The following is a 24,431-nucleotide window of genomic DNA, read 5'->3' on the forward strand; positions in this document are numbered from 1 at the left end:
ACGGATGTACGAGCGCGCTGTCCCGTTCGGGTGGCCGTTGGACGGCTCGGCTCAGGTGGCGGACGCTGGGGGTTCGTGTCCCGTGCATAGCGGGCCGAGAAGCTCTCCCATTGGCATGGTGAAGGCGTGGGCGAGGGCATGCCAGGTGGCCAACGTGCCGATCGTGCGGCCCTGTTCGATCTCGATCAGAGTGCGCCGGGACAGGCCGCTGCGGGCGGCGAGCTCGTCGTAGCTCCACCCGTGCTGCGCGCGCAGCTGTGCGAGGGAAAGCCTCAGTGCCGTCGGGTCGGGCTCCGGCGGCGGGAAGATCGTCACCCGTCCATCCGACGGTGCAGACCCCTGCCCTGACAGTGCAGACCTCTGCCCTATTTGTGTCGAAACGGAAGGGTCCCCGGAAGGGCAGGGGTCTGCACTACGGTGTGCGCGCCCGAAGTCGCCCGGAATGAGGGCCGGCGACTGACCGATCACGGCTTGGAGGGACCGATGTCCGTGGCCCTGTCTTCACGCGCCTGGACCGTCACGATCAGCAGTCCGGCTGGACGGCGTGTGCTGATGTGCAGTGCGTGCACGCAGCCCGTGGCCTTGGCTGTCGCCGGGGTTGTGGAGATGCGCCGGCACCTTGCAGGTCACCTCATGGAGTCCCGACTCCCTGCGCATCTGCGCACCTGCCAATGTCTGGAGCAGGCCTGCGCATGGCACCGGAGGCAGGGGCCCTGCTCGGGGCCGCTGCGCCTGCTGCTCATCCGGGCTGATCGCGGCCGTACTTGGCACCTTGCAGACGCTTGTACGGCCTGTGCCGCCGCCATTCCCCATGCCGCTACAGTCCCGGAGCCTCCGCAGAGTGCGGACGGCCTGAACGTGCGGGCGTCCGCGGGTGAAGCATCGGCGGATCTCGTCGCTGACCCCGGCGAGTGGGTGGAAGCCCCGTGAGGTGGATCTCCTGGCTGCCCCGCTCGTTCAATGCGCCACCGAGGTGCCGGACCTGACCTCGGCAGGCGACCCAGGTGGCACGGCCGCATTCGCGGGTTGGCCGGAAACGTGATCGGGACAGAATCGGCAGGAGTGTCCGGTCCTGCCGGGCTCTCCCATAGCCTTGGCTGTTGATCATCATGCCGTCGTCGGGAGGCTGCACCCGGCGCGCCGATCCGGAAGGAGCATGTGGGCATGGACGGGGGACGCGTCGCGGCACGAGGGTTTCTCTACCAGTATCTGCGAACACTGGAACAACTGGTTGCGGCGATCGACGAGCCGCAGGTTGCCGGCGTCCGGGTGGAAGGCCCGCCGCCCGGCGACCAAGCGGTGGACAAGGTCGATTTTGACGTGGTGGACGCGGACGGAACCGTGCGCACGGCGGTTCAGGTCAAGTGCCGGGTCGCAGGCGGTTCCATGAGCGGTGCCCTGGCGCTGGGCATCATCCTGCAGATGCTTAACGGCAGCCAGTCGGCGGGGAGTTACTGCCTGCTGACCAATGCCCGCCCGGGCGCCAAGGGGGACCGGCTCGAAGAAGCCCTGTCCGCGGAGTTCGAGCCGCACGTCCTGCGGGACACCTTGATGGAACTCTTCCACGACGCACCGCAACGCCAAGACCAGCTGGCACGGCTGGACGCCGACAGCCTTTCCCGGCTGGCCCGCTGCCGCCTCGAATTCGACCCGCGCGATGACAGTGAGATCCTCGAAGAGCTGCGCAACTCCCTGCGTTGCATCCGCAATCGTGCACATCAAGGTCTGGGAGAGGAGTCTGCCGGGCTGCTCACCGGGTACCTCATCGCCGAAGTATTCGGCCGCGCCGCCGATGTGACCGGCGCGCGGGCCACCTTCTCCGTAGCCGAGCTGCGCTCGCTGCTGCTGGTCGACGCGGAGACCTTGGCGCAGTCGATCGGTTCACGCGACTGGGGCACCATAGCGGGGAAGATCCCGACCATCCCCGATGTGCGCCGGCCCAGTCTTCTCGATCCGCTGCTCGCCGCCTTCCCCACGACCCGGACGCACCCGACGCGCCGAGCCACCCTCGTGGGACCGTCAGGAATCGGCAAGTCCAGCGCCGCTGCCCTCTACATCGCGGAGAGGGCCGATGCCTACGACTTCATCGGCTGGATCGACTGCGAGACCACGTACTCGACCCATAACTCGTTCCAACGGGTACTGGACGTCCTGGAACCGAGCGTAGCCAGCCCAGAAGCCCGGCCCGATGAAACGCAACAGGCGGTGCAGCGAGCCCTCGGCCGGCTGCCCGGCCGCTGGCTGCTGGTTCTCGATAACGTGGCCGCAATGCGGCAGACCGAGGCTTGGGTACCCACGGCGAGCCGGGGCGACGTCATCGTCACCACGCTGAACGCCGCCACGCATCTGGGCACGGGTGAGGTGGTGCAGGTCTCCGCCATGGAACGTCCCGAATCCGTCCAGCTGTTGACCCGGCGCCTGCACCTGGGCGAGTTGGAACAAGTCCAGTGGCAGGGCGCGCTGGACCGGCTGGCACGCGAACTGGGCGACTGGCCCCTGGCCTTGGAGCTCGGCGCCAGTTACCTCTATACGTGCGGGCTGGGGCTCGACCAGGTCGACCACTACCTCAAGGCCCTCAAGCTCCGCTCCTACGCGGACGAGGAGATGGTGCCCGTCGGCTATCCCCGTACGCTCGCCGCCGCCCACGCTATGTGCATCGAACAGATCGAGGCACGGATCCAGCCGGACACGGTCCTCGATGCCGCCGCCGTTGCGCTGCAGATGTTCTACGCGGCTGGCTATCTCGCGTCCCAGCAGATACCCGCGCACCTTCTGCTGGCCGCGGCGATCACCAGGGTCGAGGACTTCGACGCCGAGCACCGCGGCCCTGTACTCGTTCCCCCGGAGACGGTCAACATCGGCGAATCTCTGCGTGAGCTCGCCCGCTTCTCACTCATCAAGAACGATCTCCCCCTGCCGCCCTCGTACGGGGAGACCATGCCCGGGGCCGACCGCTCCCTGGCCATCAACACGGTCAGTCAGGAGCTGATGCGTGAACGCCTGGCCAGGCACCCGGCACAGTCGACAGCGATCGATCAACTGGCCGGCCATGTGGAGCGCTGGCTCACCGGGCCCACACAGCTGGGCGAGTTGGAACGGGTGCGGATCATGCAGTCGCACGCCGAGATGCTCCTGACCCACATCGACCGCCTCGGCCTGCCGACCGAACGCGCAGCCCTCATCTGCGGAAATCTCGCCGGCTCCTACTACAGTCAGGGAGACGTTGTGCGGGCCGAGGAACTCTATCTGCAGGAGCTCGACTACCTGGCGAGAGCCGGCTCGGACAACGACGCACTCGTCGTACAGACACGATTTGCTCTGTCGGCGATGCCCATCCAGGTGCACGAGCTCGGCCGTGACAGACGGCCGATGCTCGAGACCACACTGGACGACGCGGTCGGCCATCTGGAGTTCGTACTCCAGCAGGCGCGTGCATGGCTGTTCGACTACCCCAAGGCTGCTATGAAATTGGCCATCGATTCGCGCCTGCTGATCCACGGAACGAGCCTCTCGGGGGACATCTCGACAAGGCTCGCGATGCTCGCCGATGCCTTCAGGGACGTCGAGTCGCGCATCGAGCCGACTTCGTACGCCGACAATTACGCAGTACTGGAAAGGGCAGAATCCTGCTTGCAGAACCGTCGTTACGCCGAAGCGGAAGCGCACTGTCGAGGGCTGCTGGAGTCGGGAGTGTCCGGGCCAGTCGAAGTGGAAACCCGCCGCCGCCTCGTCGAAGCCCTGGCCGGGCAGGCAGAGTGGGACGCGGCGATCGGAGAGGTTACTCACTGGCAGCAGGACGCCACGGCTCCACGGCTCTTTCGGCACGCCATCGTGGACCTGATCCGGAACGTCTGCGTTGCTTGCGCCGCGGCGCTCAATGAAGGCGACGTCGGCGCTCTGCGCCTGTTGGAGCGCGTGGTCGATTGGCCTGATCTTGATGAGTTCGTCGCCATGGGCTCCGATGCCGACGCCCATGCCATCAGCAGTGCTCGAGCCCTGCGGGACCTGATCCGTAAGGCCAGTGAGGGATAGGCCGGCCGCGTCGCGGGTGTTCCCGACCCCCATGTTGGCTGGGCGCGGCGGGCATCGCCCACGCAGGCTCGGTACCGTCTACAGCCGGGGCGCAAGAGGCGGTGGTGGAACGCGGCGCAGGCACACAACAGAAGATTCGCCGACAAAGGGTCCGTCAGCAAGCTGACGAACCTCATGAACGATCGAAGTTAGGTAATTGATTCCCCGTTGTCGATACTCAGGGCCAGCTGGGCTGCGCACTCGGCAAGGGCCTTCCGTAGGTCGGCAAAGTGGGGATAAGCGTCGCGCCTGGTCATCTGGAACCAGGTTGTGTTTCGGCGAAGTGCCCAGATCCGTTGGGTGTCCGGTGGCTGCTCGCGTTCGAGCGGGCGGGGAGCGAAAAGGTGCTCGCCTTGTGTGACATAAGTCCAGACGAAGACGGATGCAACCTGACGCTTCCGGTCGTCCATGATGGGGGCTCCACCCCTGTTGGGTGGCAGCTCATTGGAGATGCGTCTCCAGGTTTCAGGTGGGAGCACCCAATCCTGGAGTACGGCCCTGCGCCGCCGGTAGTCAATCGGGGGAACCGAAGATGTTCGAAGTTCTGCGGCCAATTCATGAAGAGCCGTCTCGAACTCTGCGAGCTTGCGTCGGGTACCCGCCCAGTAGCGAAGGTCGGTGATGGGGGCGTACTGAACCCCGGCGTGGTTGACGCCCAAGAACTGGGCGGCATCACCCATTGAGCCACCGTTCACCCACTGGACTAGTTGGACTGCGGCAGTCCGACGTAGAGCCCTGATGCGGATCCCAGTGATGTGGACGAAGTGCGAGTCGAACCATTTCTGCTCGAGGTATGCCGGAATGTGCTGTGGTTGATAGTCGTCTCGTAGAGGAGCCCGCGGGCCGCTCATTCTGACTCTTCGGTATCTGTGAGCGGCGGGGGTAGCCGCTGCGCGCAGTTTCTCGGAGCAGGAGTCCCTGTGTTTCTCGAATACATTAGCCCAGGCTTTCCGCGGAGGGTGAGTCAATGAAGCGAGGGAGGGATTCGGGGAGGTCGTCGGATAGCAAGAGGGCGTCCGCGGCCTGCATGAGAGCAGCACATGTGCGTGCATCTCGTGGTGGGTCAGATAGTATGCGATAACGTTGGGGGCTGCCGAGTGGCCCGCTTCGTGTTTTCGTTTCCGACTGAATGTAGGCATCCACATCTTTGACGAGCTCGGCATGAATTAGGGTGCTGGTATGCGGCCAGGCGGAGTTGATCAAAGCCATGATAAGTCGGAGATCGGTAAAATAGGCGCCTGATTCCTCTGGTGCACTCTGCGGGTTTAATCGACGCGTGATTGCGATTTGGAAATCGAGAAGAACGGGATCAATTCCCAGTCCTGAAATGTCTGCTCTGTCGAGTCGATAGCCACAAGCTGTCGACTTCCTCTTGCGGTCGGCGAGGTCGGGTGTCGTTTGTCTGCATTGGGCGGGGTGGAGTGTGTGATCATTCGGACGCTGCAGTAACTGCCAAGGGCGCTCGCTCAGGCGAGCGCACTGTGGACAGACTGCGTGGAGGAAAATCTGATGCTCACTGCATGCGAAAACGACAGGAAGACTCCATTCCTTTTTCCATGCGCCCCGGTCGAGGCATCGCGGACAGAACCTCGGGGTGCCGGCAAATAGCCATGAGTCGGACCGTGATCCGTTATCTGCAATAATATTCTTGATTGGCGGATAGTGACTCTTCCAGGATGAAAAAGTTAGCTCTTCGGCTTCCTTGAGGGTGACTCGAGTAAGTCTTGCAAGGTTGGAAAGCTGCTCCCTGCCGAGTTCCAGTGAGATAGCTCGCGCGGGTGGAGAGTTGTTCAACCAGCCGTGCAATCCGGCTATTCGGGCTAGGTGCAGCGGCGAAACGTCGATCCTGTAGGCCAGGCGCTGAAGGTAACTGACGAGAGACTCGCCGGCGATCGGATCCAAGCTTCGGGGCAACGGGTGCATAGCTTGTTTCAACTTCCGGTTGCGCCGGCAGGGCCGTGGTCATCGAAAGTGGTGTTCCGGGGCCGTGCCGATTCCGTCTGCGGGGACGGTTTGTCGGCGCTCCCTGGGTCGGCCGGGATTACGGGCTCGTCCGGCGCCTGTTCAGGCCCGTCCCGCCGGAGCACGATCTCGTCCAGAAGGCTCTCGTCGATCAGTTCCTTCCCGCCTATAGCCTCGTGGGCTCCGTCCTCGAGGAGGCGTCCCAGCAGGCCGATGACGCCGCCGGTGCGACGCATCAGGTACTCCGGCATGGTGCCGCCGGTGAGCATCCCCACCTTCGCGTTCAGCAGCCGCAGGTGCTGCTCGATTCCCGTCAGGTGGTCGACGAAGGCCCCGATCTGCTTCGGGGTGACGTAGCGGAAGCGGTCGATCTCGATGAGCTCGAAGCGGTGCTCGGTCTGGGTGATCTCCAAACCGTGGATGCGAGTCGACTCGAGCGGCGGCAGCTCCCACTGCCGGGTCGTCTTGTTCCACATGGCCTCCCGCAGCAGCCCGATGCCGGGGATGTTGACGCCGGTCAGGATCAGGGTGACGTCAAGACTCATGAAGGCGCGCATCAGGTCGAGGACGTCCTGGTCGTCGGCTCGGTGCATCCGTAGGCGGCTGATGTCGTCCAGGATCAGCGCTTTGACGCCGTGGTCGTGAAGGGAGTCGGCGACCAGCCGGACCAGTTCCGGCAGTGTGGCCGACTTGCGGGTTGGGGCACGGAAGAACCCCAGGATCGATGCGCAAAGGCTCTTCGGGGTCGCTGTCACTGGGGTTGAGACGTAGACAACCGGCGCGTGAAGATCCCGTGCGCCTGGAAGAGCTGCGGGGTTGAGGCAGCTGTGCAGTGCCAGCCATTGCTCTTCGAAGACGGCCCCGGCTGAGCAGACAGACGCGGTCTTTCCGTAGTTGCCCCAGCCGCTGATCATGACGCCGGCGCGCGTCGGGTCGTCCTTCTTCCTCGTATTGCTGCTCAACCGGCGCCGGATCAGTTTCCCGACCTTGTCGTGCATGGGGGTGTCCTGCAGTGGGAGGTTCGCGTTCGTCAGCTCTCGGTAGAGGTCGTAGTCGTACTGGCGGCTCTCGGGGAGCATTGACCATTGCTGCGGCGAGATCGTCGGAGCGGGGACGAGCAGTCCGCAGTGGGTGCGGTAGTGCTGCCAGCCGACGTAGGTGTCGAGGGGTGGGCGGCTGCTCAGGATCAACTCGGCGATCCTGGCTCGTGAAGGCAGGCCCTCCAGCGGATCACCGTGAGAGAGAGCTCGGGTCACGTGTCGTCCTCTCGGACAGCTGTATCGGCTTCCGAGCCATCGGGGGGCGGAAGCCGGAACATGGGGCGCCGCTTCAGGGCTTCGTGAAGCGTTGCCGGGGCGATGGGCTTGGCGTCGGCTAGTGCTTCCTCGCGTCGTCGGCGGCGGTCGGCGTCGACCGCGCGGTCGATCGTGCGAGCGTGCTCGGCCCAGGCCACGGGCGTCTCGGCCGGGACCTGCTCGTCTGCGGGAGCCGGGGCTGCGGGGCGGTCGGCCGCCGCGGCCTGTGCTCGGGTGATCTCGCGGGCCTTGGCGACGCGCCGCTTCTTCCCGGCCTTCTTCTTGGCCTGGCTGGGCCACTGGTCGACCGGGGTGACCGAGCCGAGGATCCCCAGCAGATGTTCCAGGAGCTCGCTCTCGGAGTGGATCCTGATGTTGTTGGCCTTCACGTGTGCCAGAAGGGCGCCAGCGGTCTTGTCCGAGAAGGCGGGCACCTCGCCTTCGGGCGGCAGCCCCCGCCAGCGCAGGACGTGCCAAGTCTCATGATCGGCATCGTCCTGGAAGAACACCTGCCGCCGGTCCCTTCGGTCACTGCGGACCACCCACTGGCGTGTGTGCTTGCCGCCTCGGGCAGAGGGCTGCTGGAAGCGAGGCTCGTCGAGAACCGGATGGTGATACCAAAGTCCGAGGATCTTCACCCCGCGCCGCGGATGGATCTTCACGTGGTGCTTGCGCAGGACCTTGTAGTAGAAGCCCGGTTCGGGGAAGTCCAGATCGAAGCCGCCCTGTTCCATCGCCGCGGCGAACAGCGTGTTGGGGCTGTGGCCCTCACCGGGAGCCCAACTCGGGGCGTATTCGCCTAGTTTGCGGTTCTGCCAGATCTGGACGATCCAGGTCGCGATGATGTGTTCGGCCTGTGTGAGCGTGAGGCTCGCATCTCGTTCAGGGTCGGCCCCGCGGTCCGCGACGTCACCGCCGGTGAAGCCCAGAAGGTGCTCGAAGAGCATGGTCTGGATGGTGAGAAATTGGCGCTCAACTGCGAACTTGTCGGTCTGCCGCAGGACGCGGGCAGGAAGGATCCGGCAACCGATCTCCCCTTCGGCTTCCACCAGGTCGTGATTCTTGTAGGAGCCGCCGTGGTCGGTGGTGACCGTCTCCGGAGCGAAGAACGGCAGAGCGGCGACACGGTGACCGGTGAACTCGGCGATCACCTCGGCCGGGACCCCGGCGTAGGGCCATTCCATGTCCTCGCCCCAGCCCTCCCGCATCGGGAGCGGCAGCATCACGTCCCGCAGCAGCATCGCGATGTCGACCGAGGTGTCGGACTGGAGCGTGAGCCGGAAGGCCGGCAGCCCGTGCGTGTAGAGATCGAGTGCGAGGGTCAGCGTCGCGGTGATCGCGTCGCCGAACACGGCCTCACGTAGCTTCACCGGCATCGGGGTCGAGTCCAGCACCAGAACTTGGCCTGGCCGGTGGACCACCACCCGGCTGGAGACGCTGGCCTCCGCGGCGGCCTCGGCCGTCCGCCCGTAACGCGGCCGGGCTCCGCCGGGCCCGAACCACTCCTCCCAGACGTCCGCGAACGTCCAGCGGGAAGGGATCTTCTTGGTGGGAAACGTCGGGAACCGCTCACGCATGTACTGGTGCATCAGCCGGTGCCTGGCGGCCAGACTCACGCGGGCGCGTTCGCCGCACTCGGCCTTGACTGCGAAGATCGCCTCCCGGACCTCCTCGGTGATGCAGCGGCGGCCACTGCGTCGCCGTGTCCAGCGCCCGTCCGCGCAGGTCAACAGGAGACTGTCGCCCGCCAGTCCCGACAGACGCACCAGCGTCCGGTAGCTGAGGTGCTGCAGACCGCACCGGACCGCCTCCGGACGGGGCATCGCCTCCATCTCCGCCGCCTTCGCGTACCGACGCTGGGTCAACGTCGTGCGGTCCGGGTCGTACGCCGGCCGGGGCTCACCCGGCAGGGCCCGAGCCGGATGGCCCTCCCGGAACCCCGTCTCAGCTTCCAGCACGTGCGCAGCCCGCAGCCGCGCCCGATCCAACTGGTCCTTGGTCAGATCGGCCAGTGTCCTCGGCTGCCGGGCGACCGGCGACGGGCGCCCCGACGCTTCGACCGTCGGAAGAAGTCGCAGGTCAGCATGGTTGATGAGCCAGCGGAACGAGCGGGTCTCCGCGCGCCCGTCGTCATCCACCAGGCTGAGTCGGCCGAGTTGGCCGTGGACGTCTTCAACCGTCCACTCGACGCCATTGAGAGCGACCCGCCTGCCCGGCGCGATCTTCAAGAATCCCCTCGCTGCCATCACACGGCCCAGATCAGCGAGCTGTCCCGCAGAGGACTGCCCAGGTCAACGCCGAGTTCGCGTTGCCAGAGCAGTCGGACGATGTTTGCCCGGCCAACGGCAGGCACGCTGGTCGCGTCCGCCAGGTCGGAGAACGCCATCACCTGCCCCTGCTGCCCGCCGATAATGGTGAGCAGCTGGTCGCGCATGCCGAGCAGGTCCCTCGTGGGCCGCCGACGCGAGGACAGGTGATCAAGGACGCTCCAAACATGCGGGCGCCAGCCCGCGACCACCGAGTACCGCCAGCCGCTGGCGGCCGCCACCTCCCTCGCCGCCGCGAACTTCAGCGCATCCTCTTCCTTGATCAGCTTCATCGGGCGGACGTCCAGTAGCCACATCCCGCCGCCGATCACGGCCAGAAAGTCCGGGATGTGCCAGGCCTGCCCGCCCGCATGCTCGAAGTCCATCCGAAACGGCTGCGACAGCACCTCCGATGCCCTCAAGAAGTCCAGCGCGACCAGCAGGCGCATCTCCTCCAACGACTCGAAGCCGTGCTTCCGGCCCGTTGAGGCCATTACCTCAAGCCCGGGACGATGCCGCTGCTTCGCCCGCCACGTGAACCCTCGCATCGGGCGGGACGACAGCACCGGTACGTGAGTCATATCCCGGATCGGCCAGCAGACCTTGCCGTCGCCCACCTGCCATGTCGAACTCCACCGACGTACCCAGTCATCGCCGAGCCGCAACCGATCCCGCAGCCCGGCGTCCCCGTCGTACGCCGTGACAAGCTGGTCCAGATGACTTGAATCCGACGGGATCTTCGCAAACGTTGCCTCGCCCACTCGCTCAGAGCAGCACCACTCGGCCGACGATGGGGGCGCTTCTTCGGTACTGACCGCAACGCAGCGTTACGGGTCCAAGATTTGCCAACTAGCACTCTCCATGTGCCAACTAAAAATCTCGGTCACACCGGAGAGGTCCTGCCCAGCAAAGACGGCCCCGACGCGGCCGGCGGATGGGACGTGCCCCACACCTGCGGACCCGTGGACCGGCGGACGGCATGTGCGCGCACCGCCGACGGACGGGGCGCGTGGGGTTCCCGTGCCGGACCGGCACCTGTACTACTTCAGTGGCCGGCGCGGCGTCGCGGCGGCGCCGCACAAAGGTGATCGCCGCACAAAGGTGATCGCCGCACGAAGGTGATCTCTGTACGCACGGCCGACCATCAGGGAGCGGACATGAGCGAGAGCACCACCCGTGAGGAGAGGTTCGCGCAGGGCTTCGAGGTGTTGCGCGGGGTGAACGACGAGGTCGGGGAGTGGGTCCTGGAGGGGCTCTCCGACGTCAGTCCGGAGCTGGGCCACCAGATGATCGCCTGGGGGTTCGGCGAGATCTACTCCCGCCCGCAGCTCCAGCCGCGTGACCGCCAGCTGGTCACCCTGGGGATGCTGACCGCGCTCGGCGGCTGCGAGCCCCAGCTGGAGGTGCACGTCCACACGGCGCTGAACGTGGGGCTCACCGCCGAGCAGATCGTCGAGGCGCTGCTCCAGTCGGCCGGGTACTGCGGCTTCCCACGGGCGCTGAACGCGACGGCCGTGGCGAAGAAGGTGTTCGCGGAACGGGGGCTGCTGCCCGTCGGACAGCAGCCCCCTCCCGCTACCTCCGCTTGATCCTCAGGAACGTCACCGAGTTCGCCGGGAAGGTGTAGGTGAACGTGCCGGCGACTCCGTCGAAGGTCGAGGTCACCGGGGCGACCGGGGTCTGCGTCTCCGAGTTCACGGCGTTCGGGTCGGCGGTCAGGGTGGTCACCCGGGCCCTGGCCGCGACCTTCGCGCCGCCCAGGTCGAGGGCCGTACGGGCCGCGGTGGACTGGGCGTTGACGACCTTGACGATCAGGTCACCGGTCCGCTGGTCCCTGGTGACGACCTGGCGGAACGGCTCGGCGGGCTTGTCGTCGGTGAAGCTGCCCCACTCCTCGCCGTCGAGGTACAGGGTGACCTGCCGGCCGCGCACCTTGATGTCGATGTCGTAGGTGCGGCCCGTCTCGATCGACCCGGCCTTGGAGACCAGCGTGGACTTGCCGCCGTCCACGGCCTGTTCGACGGCGGAGAGGGTGTTGTTCCAGCCGCCCAGGTTCCACCAGTAGTAGTTGCCGGTGTCCTTGACGCCGAAGGCGACGAGGAAGCCCTCCTTGCCGGACTTCTTGGTGGCCTTCACCTTCAGGTCGTAGTCGTGCCAGCCCGTGTCGCCGGCGCTCACCATGGTGTTCTCGGCGGCCACGTCGGTCTGCACGTACTGTCCGTCCTGGACCGCCCAGCTGCCGCCGCCGGTGTGCGTCCACTGCGAGGCGTCACCGGAGAAGTCGTCGCTCAGCAGGGAGGTGCCGTCGGCGTCCGTGACCCGGACGTCGTCGTAGGCGGCGGTGGTGGCCCAGGTGGACAGGCCCACGGCGCCGGTGATGGGGCCCGTGACGGACGGGGTGCCGGTCGCGGTGGAGGGGACGACCCGGTCGCCGACGTTGGTCATGAACAGCTTCTGGACCTCGTAGTTGGCCGAGTTCCAGGAGGCGTGGTTGTTGAACCAGACCAGGTCCGGGCTCCACTGGACGTAGTCCTCGTTGGCGAACAGCGGTGCGTAGGAGGCGAGTTTCACGACGTCCGCGTTGCGTTCCAGGCCGGTCATGAACGCGGCTTCGGCGAGGCCGTTCTTGAAGGCGTTGCCCCAGGAGGCGTACTCGCCCAGGAAGACCTTGGGGCCGCCCCGGTCGTAGGAGTCGTAGCGGTCGTTGTTCTGGAGGAACCACTGGGTGCTGTTGTAGTAGTGCTCGTCGACCATGTCGACGCCGGCGTCCCGGTTGAGCTGCCATGCCGTGTCGAAGGTCGAACCGGAGTCGTCGGGGCCGGAGTTGGAGATCACCGTGATGCCCGGGTACTTCGCCTCGATCGCGGCGCGGAACCGGGTGAACCGCTCGAAGAACTCGTTCGGCAGGTTCTCCTCGTTGCCGACCTCGATGTGGGTGAGGTGGAAGGGCTCGGGGTGGCCCATCCGCGCCCGCAGCCTGCCCCACTCGGAGGTGACGGGGCCGTTGGCGAACTCGATGAGGTCCAGGGTGTCCTGGACGTGCCGCTGGAGCAGCGCGTCGTCGACGACCGCCTGGTTCTGGCCGCAACCGGTCACCAGGGCCGGTACGACGGGCAGCGGCATCGCGCCGATGTCCTCGGCGAAGCGGAAGTATTCGTAGTAGCCGAGGCCGTAACTCTGGTTGTAGCCCCAGAAGTTGGCGTTCGCCGCCCGCTCCTCGACCGGGCCGACGGTGTCCTTCCACTGGTAGGACCGCTGGCGCTGGTAGCCGGAGTCGGCGCTGTAGTCGTCCATCGAGCCGGTGTTGACCAGGCAGCCGCCGGGGAAGCGCAGGAAGCCGGGGTTCAGGGCCTCGACCTTCTCGGCGAGGTCCTTGCGCAGGCCGTTCTTCTCGTGCCGGTAGGTGTCGCGCGGGAAGAGGGACACCATGTCCAGCGCGGCGGCGGCCGAGGAGCCCACGGTGAGGCGGCCGTCGGCGCTCGTGCGGGTCGCGGTGAACGCGGCGGTGTACTTGGCCCAGCCGTTCCTGGCCGCGGTGACCCGGCGGGCGGTGGCGAGGCCGCCGTCGGCGTCCTGGAGCGTGACCGTCAGGGTCGTGCCCGAGGTGGAGCGGGCCCAGACCGAGAAGTCGTACTTCTCGCCCTCCTCGACGCTGATACCGGTGTTGTAGCCCGCGTTGGTGACGGACGAACCGGCTCCCAGGGAGAGGTAGTTGCGGTTGCGTTCGTTGAGCCGTCCGGCGTCGTCGACGACCTGGCCGGTGCCGTCCACCGTCCAGGACGTCAGCGGGGTGTACGAGCGGTTGTCGGCGGTGGAGTACTCGAAGGACCGGTTCTGGACGAGCTCGGCGTACAGCCCGCCGTCGGCCGCCCGGTTGATGTCCTCGAAGAAGACCCCGTACATGGTGTCGTCGATCTTCGCGCCCCGGGCGGTGGGGTCGACGGTGATCGCGTAGTCGGTGACGTCCTCGGCGTGCGCGGTGGCGGGGACGAGGCCGGCCGCCATCAGGAGGGCGGTGGAGATCAGCCCGTATCTCCAGCGGGTGCGTGACATGGATACTCCGCGGCTCGATGTTCGAAATATCAGACACTGATCAGTAATTCGAACGGCAAGATAGGGAGGAGCATCGGAGAGCGTCAACGGGTCGCGCACCACCGAAAGTGTCGGAAGCGCGGAAGCGAGGAACGGATGAGCGAGTTCTGGCCGGTTCGGGACGCGCTGGCCTATCTGGCCGGGAGCTGGCGGGTCGCGCGGACCGTGCGGGACCTCGCGAGCGGGGCCGAGGGCGAGTTCTCCGGCACCACGGACTTCGGCCGGCTGGACGGTGGCGGACTGCTGCACGAGGAGTCCGGGACGTTCCGCTGGCAGGGCGTCGCGCGGCCCGCCGAGCGCACGCTGCGCTTCCTGCCGGGGCCCGCGCCGGGCACGGCGGACGTCCGCTTCGCCGACGGACGGCCCTTCCACGACCTCGACCTGAGCACCGGCCGGCACGTCACCGACCACCCCTGCTCGGCGGACCTCTACCGCGGCGAGTTCAGCGTCCTGGACGCGGGGCGCTGGCGGACGGTGTGGCGGGTGGGCGGTCCCGCGAAGGACCTCGTACTGGTCACCGACTACACGCGTATCACCGGCTAGACACGCGGCGAGGACTGGGCCGCCGCCCCCTCGAAGCGCAGGTTCCAGCGCCCGCCACGGCCGGAGAGGGTGACCATCGACAGGGAGCGCACGTCGAAACTCCAGTACGTCGCCGGGGGCGCCTTCAGGGCGTAGACCAGCGCCGCCCGTACCACCGCGGGTTCGGCGACGGCGACGATCCGGCCGCCGTCCTCCACGGGCCGGGTGTCCAGCCAGCCGCCCACCCGCGAGACGAAGTCGAGCAGCGACTCACCGCCGTGCGGGGTGCTGCGCGGGTCCGCGAGCCAGGCGTCCACCGCGCCCGGCTCCCGCGCCATGGCCTCGCCCAGCGTCAGCCCGCGCCAGCGGCCCATGTCGCAGTCCCGCAGCGCGAGTTGCACGAGAGGGGCGTAACCGAGCGCGTCACCGGTGGCCCGGCTGCGCGGGGTCGGCGAGCAGTAGCGCATCTCGGCCGCCGACAGGGGCAGCAGCTGCTGCGCGGCCCGCAGCACCTCTTCCCAGCCGGCCTGGTCCAGCGGCCGGTCGTCCTCGAAGCGCTCGGCGAGCAGCGAGGAGCTGCGCGCCGCGGCGACAAACGTGACCCGGAGTGCCATGCCGTGATGGTGAATCGAGAAAGTAGGCAGGTCAAGGGATGTTGTCCCGGAGTCACGCAGGGTTGACCAAACCTTACGACCGAGTCCATGACAGATCCGACAAGTCCCCCACGCGCATGCCCCCGGCATGATCCGCCGAGGCGCCCCCGGTGACCAGGTGACCAGGTGACTAGTAGAGGTGCACCATCCACCGGTCGGGTTCCGCGAGCGGCGCGAAGCCCACCTTCTCGTACACCCCGTGCGCGTCCTGCGTCGCGAGGAGCAGGCGCCGCAGTCCGTACGGCCGCAGATGCTCGCGCACCGCCGCCACCAGCGCGGTGCCGATCCCCTTGCCGCGCACGGACGGATCGACGTACACATCGCAGAGCCACGCGAAGGTGGCCCGGTCGGTGACGACCCTGGCGTAGGCGACCTGCTCCCCCGAAGCCGTCCCGTACACCCCGAAGTTGAGCGACCCGGCGATCGCCGCGTCCTGCTTCTCGCGCGTCCGGCCCAGCGCCCAGTACGCGTCGTCGGACAGCCATCGGTGCACCTTCCCGGCATCGAGGCGGGCGGGGTCGCTGGAGATCTCGTATCCGTCGGCAAGGTCGCTCATGCCGGGATCCTCGCAGGCCACCCCGCCCACGGGCGAGCGAATTCCACCCCGCGAGCCGGCCTGGCTAGAGCACCTCGTCGCACGCCGTGCGCAGTCGGCGGACCCCCTCCGCGATCTCCTCCGCGCCCGCGACCGCCGCGAAGCTCAGGCGGAGATGGCCCGCCGGGGGTTCCGCGCTGAAGTACGGGCGGCCGGGGGTGACGGCGACGCCCGCGCGCAGGGCGGCGGCGGTGAGGGCGGCTTCGGACGTGCCGTGCGGGAGGCGGAGCCAGAGGTGGTAGCCGCCGGACGGGATGTGCGGGAGAGCGAGTTCGGGCAGGTCTCGGGCGAGGGCGGCCGTCATGGTCGCGCGCCGGGTCCTCAGGTCCGTGGACAGCGACCGCAGATGGCGTGGCCAGGCCGGTGAGCCGACCAGCTCCAGCGCGGCCTCCTGGAGCGGCCGGGGCACGAAGAAGGTGTCGACGACCTGGATGGCCCGCAGCCGTTCCAGCACCGGCCCGCGGGCGGCGAGCGCGCAGACCCGGAAGCTGGGCGAGGTCGCCTTGGTGAGCGAACCGACATGGACCACCACCCCGTCGGGGTCCTCGGCGGCCAGCGGGCGCGGCAGCTCCCCCGCGTCCTCGTGCACGAGCCGCCGTACGAAGTCGTCCTCGACGACGAACGCGCCGGCCTCCCGGGCGATGCGCAGCACCTCCCCTCGGCGTCCGGGGGCGAGCACCGCGCCGGTGGGGTTCTGGAACAGCGGCTGGCAGACGAACACCCGGGCGCCGGTGGCCCGGAAGGCGTCGGCGAGCAGGTCCGGCTTGACCCCGTCGGCGTCGACCGGCACCGGTACGGGACGCAGCCCCGCGGCCCGTGCGATGGCCAGCATGCCGGGGTAGGTGGGCGACTCGACCAGCACCGGCGCCCCGGGCGGGGCCAGCGCGCGCAGGGCGATGGTCAGCGCCGACTGGCCGCCCGCCGCGATCAGCACCTCGGCCGCGCCGACGGCCCCGCCGATGCTCCGCGCGAACCACTCGCGCAGCTCCGGCAGTCCCGCCATGGGCGGCCGGCCCCAGGCGCCGGGGCGGCGGGCGGCCCGGGCCAGCGCCGCGGCCAGGGGCTGTTCGGGCTGGAGGGAGGGGTGCAGATAGCCGCCGGTGAACTCGATGACGCCGGGCGGCGGCACGTCGAGCGAGACGAGGACCCCGCTCGCGTCGACCGAGCGCGGCACGAGATCGGCGGTGTCGCCGGCGCTCAGCGCGACCTCCTGCCAGGAGGTGTCCCCGGCGGGAGCGGGCGTCCTGCGCGGCTCGGCGCGGAACGCCCCGGCGCCGGGCCGGGTGACGACCAGACCCTCGGCGGCCAGCTGGGCGAGGGCCCGCGAGACGGTCACCGGGCTCACCCGGTACCGCTCGACGAGGGCCCGGCTCGACGGGAGCTTTCCACCCGGTGAGTAGCGGTTGACTTCCTGCCGCAGGCGTTCCGCCAGTTCACCCACACTGCTACGCTCATGCATGAGAGCACAGAGTAGCGCTACCGCCTCCACCGCGATAGCGGTCGACGGCCCGCTCACCTCGACCGACCGACCCGCCCCGACGGCCCCTCCCACCCGGGCGACCGGCACGCTGCTCGCCGCCCTCGGGGTGGTCGCCTTCTCGCTCACCTTCCCCGCGACCGCCTGGGGCCTGGAGGGGTTCGGGCCCTGGTCCCTCGTCGGTGTGCGGTCCGTCCTCGCCGCGCTGATCGCCGGCGGCTCGCTGCTGGTGCTGCGGGTACCCGTGCCCGAGCGGCGTCACTGGGCCGGGCTCGCGGTCGTCGCGGGCGGGGTCGTGGTCGGGTTCCCGCTGCTGACGACGCTCGCGCTCCGGACGTCCACCACCGCGCACGCGGCCGTCGTGGTGGGGCTGCTCCCGCTCACCACCGCGCTGATGTCCGCGCTGCGCATGGGCACCCGGCCGTCCCGCACCTTCTGGACCGCCGCGCTCGCCGGTGCCGCCGCGGTCGTCGCGTTCACGGTGCAGCAGAGCGGCGGCGCGCTGACCTCGGCCGATCTGTATCTCTTCGGCGCGCTGCTGGTGTGCGCGGCCGGCTACACCGAGGGCGGGCGGCTCGCCCGGGTCATGCCCGGCTGGCAGGTCATCGCCTGGGCCCTGGTGCTGTGTCTGCCGCTCAGCGTCCCCGCGACCGCGCTGGCGCTGTCGTACGAGCCGGTCGAGCTGACCGCGCGCAGTGTGGCGGGGCTGCTGTGGGTGGCGGCGGGGTCGCAGTTCCTCGGGCTGGTCGTCTGGTACCGGGGCATGGCGGCCATCGGGATTCCCAAGGCCAGCCAGTTGCAGCTGGCCCAGCCGCTGCTCACACTGGTGTGGTCGGTGCTGCTGCTCGGCGAGCATCTGCCGGTGGCCGCTCCGCTCACGGCAGCGGCGGTGCTGGTCTGCATCGCCGTCACCCAACGGGCGCGCGGCTGAGCGGACCCGCGAGCCGCTGGCAGGCGGACCCGCGAACCGCTTCCCACCGGCGCCCCGGTCCGTAGACTCGACAGCACGGACCGTTGCTCCCGCTCCCGGTGAGGAGGCCCTCCAGATGCATGCCAGCGTGGGCGACCAGCTTGTCCAGCACGGCAGGGTGGTCGGACAGCACGACAAGGTCGGCGAGATCGTCGAAGTCATGGGCCCCTCGGGCAACCCCCCGTACCGCGTCCGCTTCGAGGACGGGCACGAGGGTGTGTGCTCCCCCGGTCCCGACACCGAGATCCGGCACGGCCGGGGAACCCGTTAGCCCGGCGTCCGGCGCGGTACCCGGACGTCGTCAGCGCGGTGTCCGGGCCCGCTCCCCGTAGTGGTCGGCGACCACCCGCGTCATCGCGCCGATCGGATCCGCCACGACCTCCCGGGCCGCGAAGAACACGTGCCCGCGCACCTCGGGGTGGTCCTTGGCGAGCGTGAGGTGCGCGGAGAGTTCGGCGGGGTCCTGCCAGGCGGCGGGCTGGGCCGGGTCACCGGCCTTGTACAGCGCCTCGCCCAGGTACAGCCGGGTGCTGCTGCCCTGCGCGACACCCGCCCACCAGGGCACCAGCTTCGCGTAGTCGGCGACGGTGAACCCGATGTTCCAGTAGAGCTGCGGCACGACGTAGTCGATCCAGCTCTCGCGGACCCACTTGCGGGTGTCCGCGAACACGTCGTCGTACGCCTGCATCGCCCGGGTCGGGGAGCCGAGCGGGTCGGTCGTGGCGTTGCGCCACACGCCGAAGGGGCTGATGCCGAACTCGGTGCCCGGCCGGACCAGCTTGATCCGCGTCGCGATCTCCTGGACCAGCTTGTCGACGTTGTCCCGGCGCCAGTCGCCGCGGGTCGCGAACCCGCCGCCGAACAGGTCGAAGGCCGCGTCGTCGTCGAAGGTCTGGCCCGCCACCGGGTACGGGTAGAAGTAGTCGTCGAAGTGGACCGCGTCGAGCGGGTACTTCCTCACCGCGTCCAGGATCGCCCGCTGCACGAACGCGCGGACCCTGGGCAGCCCGGGGTTGTAGTACATCCTGCCGCCGTAGGTCACCACCCAGTCGGGGTGTCTGCGCGCGGGGTGCGAGGGGACGAGCTTCGACGGGTCGGCGTGGTTCGCGACCCGGTAGGGGTTGAACCAGGCGTGCAGCTCCAGGCCGCGCGCGTGGGCCTCGGTCACCGCCGTGCCCAGCGGGTCCCAGCCCGGGTCGGCGCCCTGGGTGCCGGTGAGGACCTGCGACCAGGGCTCGTACGGCGAGTCCCACAGCGCGTCGGCGGCCGGCCGTACCTGGAGGATGACCGTGTTCAGCCGGCGCTCCACGGCCCGGTCGAGCAGCGCGAGCAGCTCGGACCGCTGCTCGGCGGCGCTCAGCCCCGCCCGCGAGGGCCAGTCCCGGTTGGCGACGGTCGCCACCCACACGCCCCGCAGCTCGCCCGCGCGTCTGCGGCGGGGGGAGCCGCTCCGGCCGGAGGGGGCGGCCCCTGCCGTCAGCGCTCCCGCCGCGGCGGTGAACGCCGACAGCGCGGACACCGTGAACGCCCGCCGCGACAGCAGTGACTTGCGATGGATCCTCACTCGTACCTCCGTGGACGGTCCGTGGAGCGGCGGTGTGCCGTGCGCCACCCCGGTGATCGATCAACGATCGCCGAAGGTAACGTGCAGGGTCGGAGCAGGCGGCGAACCACGCGGGTCCTTGCTCATTCGTAGACCAGCGAATTCGTGGACCAGCGACTTCGTAGACCAGCGAAGGGGACGAAGTGACGGACTTCCCCGCGGGAGACATCTCGCGCGTCGGAGTGGTGGGCTGCGGCCAGATGGGAGCGGGCATCGCCGAGGTGTGCGCCCGCGCCGGACTGGACGTGAAGGTCGCCGAGACCACCGGCGAGGCCCTGGAGATCGGCCGCACCCGGCTGTACAACTCGCTCGCCAAGGCCGCCGAGCGCGGCAAGCTCAGTGAGGAGGAGCGCGACGCCGCGCTGGCCCGGCTGTCCTTCACCACCGACCTCGGGGAGTTCGCCGACCGTGACCTCGTGATCGAGGCGGTCGTGGAGAACGAGCAGGTCAAGACCGAGATCTTCCAGGTCCTCGACCAGGTCGTGACCCGGCCGGACGCGATCCTCGCCTCCAACACCTCCTCCATCCCGCTGGTGAAGCTGGCCGTCGCCACCTCGCGGCCCGACCATGTCGTCGGCATCCACTTCTTCAACCCGGCCCCGGTGCAGAAGCTCGTCGAGCTGATCCCGGCGCTCACCACCTCCGAGGGCACGATCGCCCGCGCCCAGGCCTTCGCCGAGAAGCTGCTCGGCAAGCACGCGATCCGTGCCCAGGACCGCTCGGGGTTCGTCGTCAACGCGCTCCTCGTCCCGTATCTGCTCTCCGCGATCCGGATGTTCGAGTCGGGCATCGCGAGCCGCGAGGACATCGACAACGGCATGGAGTACGGCTGCGCCCACCCCATGGGCCCGCTGAAGCTCTCAGACCTGATCGGCCTCGACACGATCGTCTCCATCGCCGACTCCATGTACTCCGAGTACAAGGAGCCCCTGTACGCCGCTCCCCCGCTGCTCCAGCGCATGGTGGACGCGGGCCGGCTGGGCCGCAAGAGCGGCTCGGGCTTCTACACCTACGGCTGACGGCGGTCGCGTCCCCCGGCCTCCGGCACGGCAAAAGCTGACACAGTGTCCGTTCCAGGGTGCTGATGACACAGTGCGACGAACACGGGCCCGGCACTCTTCGGAGCGCCGGGCCCGCCGCATTCACACACCGTGTGCGCGCCGGGCTCGCATATGCCCTTCGCACACTCTCCCCACACGCCCACCAGGCGAGTTGACTCTTCATGCGCATGCAAGGGATGTGCTGACTACGGAAAGGAGCGGACTCGTGACCGCCGACCCGGAGCATCCCGTGGTCCATGGAGAACTCGCAGAGTTACGACGCCGCCTCGATGTCGCGTACGCGAGGGTCGAGGGCGGGCTGGCTCTGCTCAGCCATCGCACGGAGGAGACGGACAAACAACTGGACGATCTGAGCACCCGGATGGTCGCCCTGGAACACACCCGCTGGCCGCTGCCGGCCGTCGCGGCCCTCACGGCACTGGGCGCGCTCGTGGTGACGATCTGGCAGGCCGTCGGACACTAGGACGCCTGGGGTGGGGGGGCGGCTCAGGGCAGAGTGTCCTGTCCGAGCCTGAGGTGGTGCAGGAGAAGTAACGCGGCCGCCATGTTGGCGGCCGGGACCTCCCCACGGGCGACCATGTCGGGAACGAGTTTGAGGGGAACCCATTCCCGGCGGTCGGACTCGAAGTCGTCCACGGGGGGCCCGACGTACTCGCCCTCGTCGGCCCAGTAGATGTGGTGCCGGGCGTCGGTGAGCCCGTTGGAGGGCTCCACGCTCATCAGGTGCTGGAGCGGTCCCGGCCGCCAGCCGGTCTCCTCCTCCAGTTCCCTCGCCGCCGCGAACGCGATGTCCTCGCCGTCCTCGACGACTCCCGCGGCCAGTTCCCACCCCCAGCTGTCGGTGATGAAACGGTGGCGCCACAGGAGGAGGACCTCGCCCGCCCGGTTGACCACCGTGGCCACGGCGACGGGCCGCAGCCGGATCAGGAAGTGGTCGAGGTGCCGGCCGTCCGGCAATTCGACATCCGCCAGGTTGACGCTGAACCAGCGGTTTTCATATACAGTTTGTTCGCTTTGTTTCGTCCACTGCACGGTTCTGCCACCTTCCGCCGAGTAAGTGGCAATATCGCAGCAGGCGTGGCTCGGCAGCAGGCGCAGAGAGCTCACTCACAGCGGCGGCGCAGTGTCGTGCGGGTGGGGCCCGTGAGGTCTAGAGCGGTACGCGCAGTGCCCCGTCGATGAGTTCGGCCGCCTCGGCCGTGCCCGCGCAGCCGCTGCGCACCAGGTGTTCGCGCACCGCCCGGAGTCTGTCGCGCAGCCGCTGGGACTCCATTCCGCGCGCCTGCTCGGCCATCTGCACCGCGGTGGCGACCGCCTTGTCGGCGTTGCCCCGGCGCAGTTCGATCGTGCTGAGCATCGCCAGCCGGTGCACCCGGCCCCGGTCGTGCGCCGGGTTGTCCACGGCCGCCGCGGCGTGCTCCCCCGCCGCCACCAGCTCGCCGAGGCTCAACAGGGCCTCCGCCACCTGGACGTTGACGAGTCCCGGCTGGACATAGCCCGTCTCGTCCGGCTCGTATCCGCGCCGGATGCGTTCGGCGGCCTGCTCGGCACGCCGGATGCAGGACAGCGCGCTCGTCCCGTCGCCGAGGTGCGCGTACGCCTTGGCCTGCATCGCGTACAGATCGGAGGCGAGGGCCGGCGTGATGTGCTTGCCCGCGGCCCGCAGCGCCGCCTCCGCGAAGGCGACGGCCTGCCGGTGCTCCCTCATGAACAGCGCCTGGTTGACCAGCAGCGCTATCACATAGGCGCCCAGCCCCCGGTCCCCGCTCGCCTTCGCCAGCCTGAGCGCCTGGTGGAAGTAGCGCTGCGCGAGCCCGTGCGCGTCCGAGTCGTAGGCACAGATCCCGGCGACGGCCACCAACCCGCCCGTCGCCCGGTGCAGTTGACGCCCCGTGGCGTCGGTGTAGCTGCCCCGCAGCAGCGGCGCCGCCTCCGCGTTCAGGAACCCGACGATCCGGGTCCTGGTCGCGATGCCGCCGGCCTTGCGGTACATCTGCTCGTAGTGGGTCCGGGCGGCGCGCAGCATCTCCAGGTCGGAGAGCGTGACCCGGTGCCGTCCGCCGCGCGAGACGTCGACGTCCTCCGGCGGGTTCTCCCACTCCCACACCGGCATCACGGCCGGGGTGCCCGTGACGGCGGGGGCGCCCAGGATGTGCGGGCGCTGCTGCTCGTCGGAGCGCCACAGGGCGGTGGCCCGCTCCACGAAACCGGAGAGCGAACCGGTGTGCGGTGTCGACGGCTCGCCCGGCACGCCGAGCCCGATGTCGTCGAGGGTGACCGTGCGGTGCAGCCGGGCGGCGAGCACCTCGCAGATCAGGTCGGGCACCTGGCCCCTGGGCCGCTGCCCCTTCAACCAGCGTGCCACGGCGGTGTGTTCGTACCGCAGCGCGAGTCCGCGCGCCCGGCCCGCCTGGTTCACATGTGCGGCGAGTCCCGCGTGCGAGATGCCCGCCTCGTCCAGGATCGCGTCGAGCAGAGTGTTGGGCTGCATGGATGCCCCCGGGTGGCTCGGTGCCGTCAGAGTAGTGGGTCCCGCTTCGCACGGGGTGTGAACGGAGTGCCCGGATCCGCGGGGTGCGCGCACTGTCGCGGAGCGTTCACCACCGGTTGACTGAACTGCCTCGCAAGAGGACGGCAGGGCCGCCGGCTCCCCCCTCGTACAGTGCGGTGGTCCTGCCGGGGCCCGGCGGTGCGGCTGGGGCGAGGGGCGTCACTCGCCGAAGGCCCCGCTCACCGGCGGCACGATCCGCCGGACAGGCCCTAGAAGCCGTTGGCCTCCAGATGCGTGGCCGGCTGCGGGCACGCCGTGGCCTCGCACGGCTGCCGTTCGTTGCGCAGGACCAGGACGGCCACGTCGTCGGTGGGGGTGCCGGTCGAATGGCGGAGCAGCCCGGCGAAGACCTTGCCGAGGACGGCCTGCGGGCCGGAACCCAGGGTGTTCTCCAGCGTCGTCCGCAGCGGGAAGAAGCCACCGCGCGCGTCCCGCGCGTCCTCCGCGCCGTCGGTGTGCAGGACCAGGCTCTCGTCCGGGAGCAGCCGGCCGCACGCGACGACCGGGAGGTGCCCCGGCAGCGGGAACGGTCCCAGCGGCGGGAGCGGATCCGCGCGGCTCAGGCGCGCCACACCGGAGCCGCTCATCAGATACGGCCACGGGTGGCCGCAGTTGAGGGCGAGGATCTCTCCGCCCACGCCGATCTCCAGGAGCAGCAGCGTGACGAACTCCTCGCTCTCCGGGTCGCCCGAGGCGCGCAGATACCGGGCCAGCCCCCGGTCCAGCCGGCGCAGCACACCGGCCAGTTCGGGTTCGTCATGGGCGGCCTCGCGGAAGCTGCCGAGGACGGAGGCGACCGTGGCGATGGCGCCGAGGCCATGGCCGCGGACGTCGCCGATGACGACACGGACGCCGTGTTCGGTGGCGACGACCTCGTACAGGTCACCGCCCATCGCGGCCCCGCGGTCGGCGGAGAGCTGGGCGGCGGCGATGCCGAGCCCGTCGACACGGGGCGGCAAGGGGCGCAGCAGGGCGCTCTGCGCGGCCCCGGCGACCCGGCGGACCTGGCGCAACTCCCGCAGCAGGGACTGCCGTACGTGCACGGTCAGCCCGGTGCCGACGGCGAAGAACACGGCGCTGGTGGCGAGGCGGGCCCCGATCCCCGGCTGCTGGGCGAGCGGGCAGAACAGCTTGTACGTGATCGCCACCGCGCCCCACATGGTGGGCAGAGCCAAGGCCTTGATACGCAACATGCCCATGGCCCCCCAGCGATGCCCGGACAGCACGGAATCGGACCGGTCCCGAAAGACCGGTCCGATTCTGTCGACAGCGT

20 protein-coding genes are annotated in these 24,431 nt (G+C 69.1%); 7 read left to right on the forward strand and 13 right to left on the reverse strand.

Annotated features, from left to right (window positions below):
* Positions 1–51: 51 nt before the first annotated feature.
* Complete coding sequence (locus tag ACIPSE_RS35610) at positions 52–315, reverse strand: helix-turn-helix transcriptional regulator (RefSeq protein WP_401671082.1); 264 nt, start codon at positions 313–315, stop codon at positions 52–54.
* Between the two features lie 849 nt (positions 316–1,164).
* Here ACIPSE_RS35610 and ACIPSE_RS35615 point away from each other — a divergent pair.
* On the forward strand, positions 1,165–4,032 hold the full coding sequence (locus ACIPSE_RS35615; protein ID WP_401671085.1) for an NB-ARC domain-containing protein: 2,868 nt from the start codon (positions 1,165–1,167) through the stop codon (positions 4,030–4,032).
* A gap of 975 nt (positions 4,033–5,007) precedes the next feature.
* Here the strand turns inward: ACIPSE_RS35615 and ACIPSE_RS35620 are convergent.
* The 4 genes from ACIPSE_RS35620 to ACIPSE_RS35635 are packed head-to-tail and all read right to left on the reverse strand — an operon-like array spanning position 5,008 to position 10,395.
* Entirely contained in the window at positions 5,008–5,994 is a 987-nt protein-coding gene (locus tag ACIPSE_RS35620; RefSeq protein ID WP_401671088.1) for a TniQ family protein, read from the reverse strand.
* An 8-nt stretch (positions 5,995–6,002) separates the two neighbouring features.
* Complete coding sequence (locus tag ACIPSE_RS35625; RefSeq protein ID WP_362722834.1) at positions 6,003–7,289, reverse strand: TniB family NTP-binding protein; 1,287 nt, start codon at positions 7,287–7,289, stop codon at positions 6,003–6,005.
* A complete protein-coding gene (locus tag ACIPSE_RS35630) occupies positions 7,286–9,574 on the reverse strand; it encodes a transposase (RefSeq protein ID WP_401671312.1) in 2,289 nt (762 codons plus the stop codon). The genes ACIPSE_RS35625 and ACIPSE_RS35630 overlap by 4 nt, the downstream gene beginning before the upstream one ends.
* Positions 9,574–10,395: a TnsA-like heteromeric transposase endonuclease subunit gene (locus tag ACIPSE_RS35635; RefSeq protein ID WP_401671091.1), complete on the reverse strand. Its 822-nt coding sequence runs from the start codon at positions 10,393–10,395 to the stop codon at positions 9,574–9,576. Before ACIPSE_RS35635 ends, ACIPSE_RS35630 begins: the two co-directional genes overlap by 1 nt.
* Before the next feature lie 396 nt (positions 10,396–10,791).
* Between ACIPSE_RS35635 and ACIPSE_RS35640 the strand changes: the two genes are divergently transcribed.
* Positions 10,792–11,223 carry a carboxymuconolactone decarboxylase family protein gene (locus ACIPSE_RS35640; protein ID WP_401671094.1) on the forward strand — a complete coding sequence of 144 codons (432 nt, stop codon included), beginning with the start codon at positions 10,792–10,794 and terminating at the stop codon, positions 11,221–11,223.
* On the opposite strand, the gene ACIPSE_RS35645 is transcribed toward ACIPSE_RS35640, so the two are convergent.
* A complete protein-coding gene (locus ACIPSE_RS35645; RefSeq protein WP_401671096.1) occupies positions 11,210–13,687 on the reverse strand; it encodes an alpha-L-arabinofuranosidase C-terminal domain-containing protein in 2,478 nt (825 codons plus the stop codon). The genes ACIPSE_RS35640 and ACIPSE_RS35645 overlap by 14 nt on opposite strands.
* A gap of 135 nt (positions 13,688–13,822) precedes the next feature.
* Here ACIPSE_RS35645 and ACIPSE_RS35650 point away from each other — a divergent pair, with 135 nt between their 5' ends.
* A complete protein-coding gene (locus ACIPSE_RS35650) occupies positions 13,823–14,269 on the forward strand; it encodes a DUF6314 family protein (protein WP_401671099.1) in 447 nt (148 codons plus the stop codon).
* Here ACIPSE_RS35650 and ACIPSE_RS35655 read toward each other — a convergent pair.
* From ACIPSE_RS35655 to ACIPSE_RS35665, 3 genes are all read right to left on the reverse strand, one after another.
* Positions 14,266–14,862 (reverse strand): histidine phosphatase family protein, encoded by a 597-nt coding sequence (locus tag ACIPSE_RS35655; RefSeq protein ID WP_401671102.1) that lies wholly within the window; start codon positions 14,860–14,862, stop codon positions 14,266–14,268. The two genes, ACIPSE_RS35650 and ACIPSE_RS35655, sit on opposite strands and share 4 nt — an antisense overlap.
* Before the next feature lie 169 nt (positions 14,863–15,031).
* Entirely contained in the window at positions 15,032–15,457 is a 426-nt protein-coding gene (locus ACIPSE_RS35660; RefSeq protein ID WP_401671107.1) for a GNAT family N-acetyltransferase, read from the reverse strand.
* A gap of 64 nt (positions 15,458–15,521) precedes the next feature.
* On the reverse strand, positions 15,522–16,955 hold the full coding sequence (locus ACIPSE_RS35665; RefSeq protein ID WP_401671110.1) for a PLP-dependent aminotransferase family protein: 1,434 nt from the start codon (positions 16,953–16,955) through the stop codon (positions 15,522–15,524).
* On the opposite strand from ACIPSE_RS35665, the gene ACIPSE_RS35670 reads away from it, so the two are divergent.
* Entirely contained in the window at positions 16,954–17,904 is a 951-nt protein-coding gene (locus ACIPSE_RS35670; RefSeq protein WP_401671112.1) for a DMT family transporter, read from the forward strand. The genes ACIPSE_RS35665 and ACIPSE_RS35670 overlap by 2 nt on opposite strands.
* Before the next feature lie 115 nt (positions 17,905–18,019).
* The gene (locus ACIPSE_RS35675) at positions 18,020–18,214 is read left to right on the forward strand and encodes a DUF1918 domain-containing protein (RefSeq protein WP_401671114.1); all 195 of its coding nucleotides are present in this window, start codon (positions 18,020–18,022) and stop codon (positions 18,212–18,214) included.
* Positions 18,215–18,244: 30 nt separating this feature from the next.
* On the opposite strand, the gene ACIPSE_RS35680 is transcribed toward ACIPSE_RS35675, so the two are convergent.
* A complete protein-coding gene (locus tag ACIPSE_RS35680; protein ID WP_401671315.1) occupies positions 18,245–19,501 on the reverse strand; it encodes a glycoside hydrolase family 10 protein in 1,257 nt (418 codons plus the stop codon).
* A gap of 188 nt (positions 19,502–19,689) precedes the next feature.
* On the opposite strand from ACIPSE_RS35680, the gene ACIPSE_RS35685 reads away from it, so the two are divergent.
* Both ACIPSE_RS35685 and ACIPSE_RS35690 read left to right on the forward strand, forming a co-directional pair.
* Positions 19,690–20,565 carry a 3-hydroxybutyryl-CoA dehydrogenase gene (locus tag ACIPSE_RS35685; protein ID WP_401671117.1) on the forward strand — a complete coding sequence of 292 codons (876 nt, stop codon included), beginning with the start codon at positions 19,690–19,692 and terminating at the stop codon, positions 20,563–20,565.
* Positions 20,566–20,812: 247 nt separating this feature from the next.
* A complete protein-coding gene (locus ACIPSE_RS35690; RefSeq protein ID WP_401671120.1) occupies positions 20,813–21,070 on the forward strand; it encodes a hypothetical protein in 258 nt (85 codons plus the stop codon).
* Positions 21,071–21,093: 23 nt separating this feature from the next.
* On the opposite strand, the gene ACIPSE_RS35695 is transcribed toward ACIPSE_RS35690, so the two are convergent.
* From ACIPSE_RS35695 to ACIPSE_RS35705, 3 genes are all read right to left on the reverse strand, one after another.
* Positions 21,094–21,639: an NUDIX hydrolase gene (locus ACIPSE_RS35695; RefSeq protein WP_401671123.1), complete on the reverse strand. Its 546-nt coding sequence runs from the start codon at positions 21,637–21,639 to the stop codon at positions 21,094–21,096.
* Positions 21,640–21,757: 118 nt separating this feature from the next.
* Complete coding sequence (locus ACIPSE_RS35700; RefSeq protein WP_401671125.1) at positions 21,758–23,098, reverse strand: transcriptional regulator; 1,341 nt, start codon at positions 23,096–23,098, stop codon at positions 21,758–21,760.
* A gap of 269 nt (positions 23,099–23,367) precedes the next feature.
* The gene (locus tag ACIPSE_RS35705) at positions 23,368–24,351 is read right to left on the reverse strand and encodes a PP2C family protein-serine/threonine phosphatase (protein WP_401671127.1); all 984 of its coding nucleotides are present in this window, start codon (positions 24,349–24,351) and stop codon (positions 23,368–23,370) included.
* Positions 24,352–24,431: the final 80 nt, after the last annotated feature.

This window comes from Streptomyces sp. NPDC090106 (assembly GCF_044747265.1).
In the GTDB taxonomy this organism is placed as follows: Bacteria; Actinomycetota; Actinomycetes; order Streptomycetales; family Streptomycetaceae; genus Streptomyces.

Bases quoted from the DNA above. Each gene is read 5' to 3' on its own strand.
- ACIPSE_RS35640 (WP_401671094.1), top strand. From the start codon at position 10,792: ATGAGCGAGAGCACCACCCGTGAGGAGAGGTTCGCGCAGGGCTTCGAG.
- ACIPSE_RS35675 (WP_401671114.1), top strand. From the start codon at position 18,020: ATGCATGCCAGCGTGGGCGACCAGCTTGTCCAGCACGGCAGGGTGGTC.
- ACIPSE_RS35630 (WP_401671312.1), bottom strand. From the start codon at position 9,574: ATGGCAGCGAGGGGATTCTTGAAGATCGCGCCGGGCAGGCGGGTCGCT.
- ACIPSE_RS35655 (WP_401671102.1), bottom strand. From the start codon at position 14,862: ATGGCACTCCGGGTCACGTTTGTCGCCGCGGCGCGCAGCTCCTCGCTG.
- ACIPSE_RS35665 (WP_401671110.1), bottom strand. From the start codon at position 16,955: ATGCATGAGCGTAGCAGTGTGGGTGAACTGGCGGAACGCCTGCGGCAG.
- ACIPSE_RS35650 (WP_401671099.1), top strand. From the start codon at position 13,823: ATGAGCGAGTTCTGGCCGGTTCGGGACGCGCTGGCCTATCTGGCCGGG.
- ACIPSE_RS35660 (WP_401671107.1), bottom strand. From the start codon at position 15,457: ATGAGCGACCTTGCCGACGGATACGAGATCTCCAGCGACCCCGCCCGC.
- ACIPSE_RS35645 (WP_401671096.1), bottom strand. From the start codon at position 13,687: ATGTCACGCACCCGCTGGAGATACGGGCTGATCTCCACCGCCCTCCTG.
- ACIPSE_RS35705 (WP_401671127.1), bottom strand. From the start codon at position 24,351: ATGTTGCGTATCAAGGCCTTGGCTCTGCCCACCATGTGGGGCGCGGTG.
- ACIPSE_RS35620 (WP_401671088.1), bottom strand. From the start codon at position 5,994: ATGCACCCGTTGCCCCGAAGCTTGGATCCGATCGCCGGCGAGTCTCTC.
- ACIPSE_RS35670 (WP_401671112.1), top strand. From the start codon at position 16,954: ATGAGAGCACAGAGTAGCGCTACCGCCTCCACCGCGATAGCGGTCGAC.
- ACIPSE_RS35615 (WP_401671085.1), top strand. From the start codon at position 1,165: ATGGACGGGGGACGCGTCGCGGCACGAGGGTTTCTCTACCAGTATCTG.
- ACIPSE_RS35700 (WP_401671125.1), bottom strand. From the start codon at position 23,098: ATGCAGCCCAACACTCTGCTCGACGCGATCCTGGACGAGGCGGGCATC.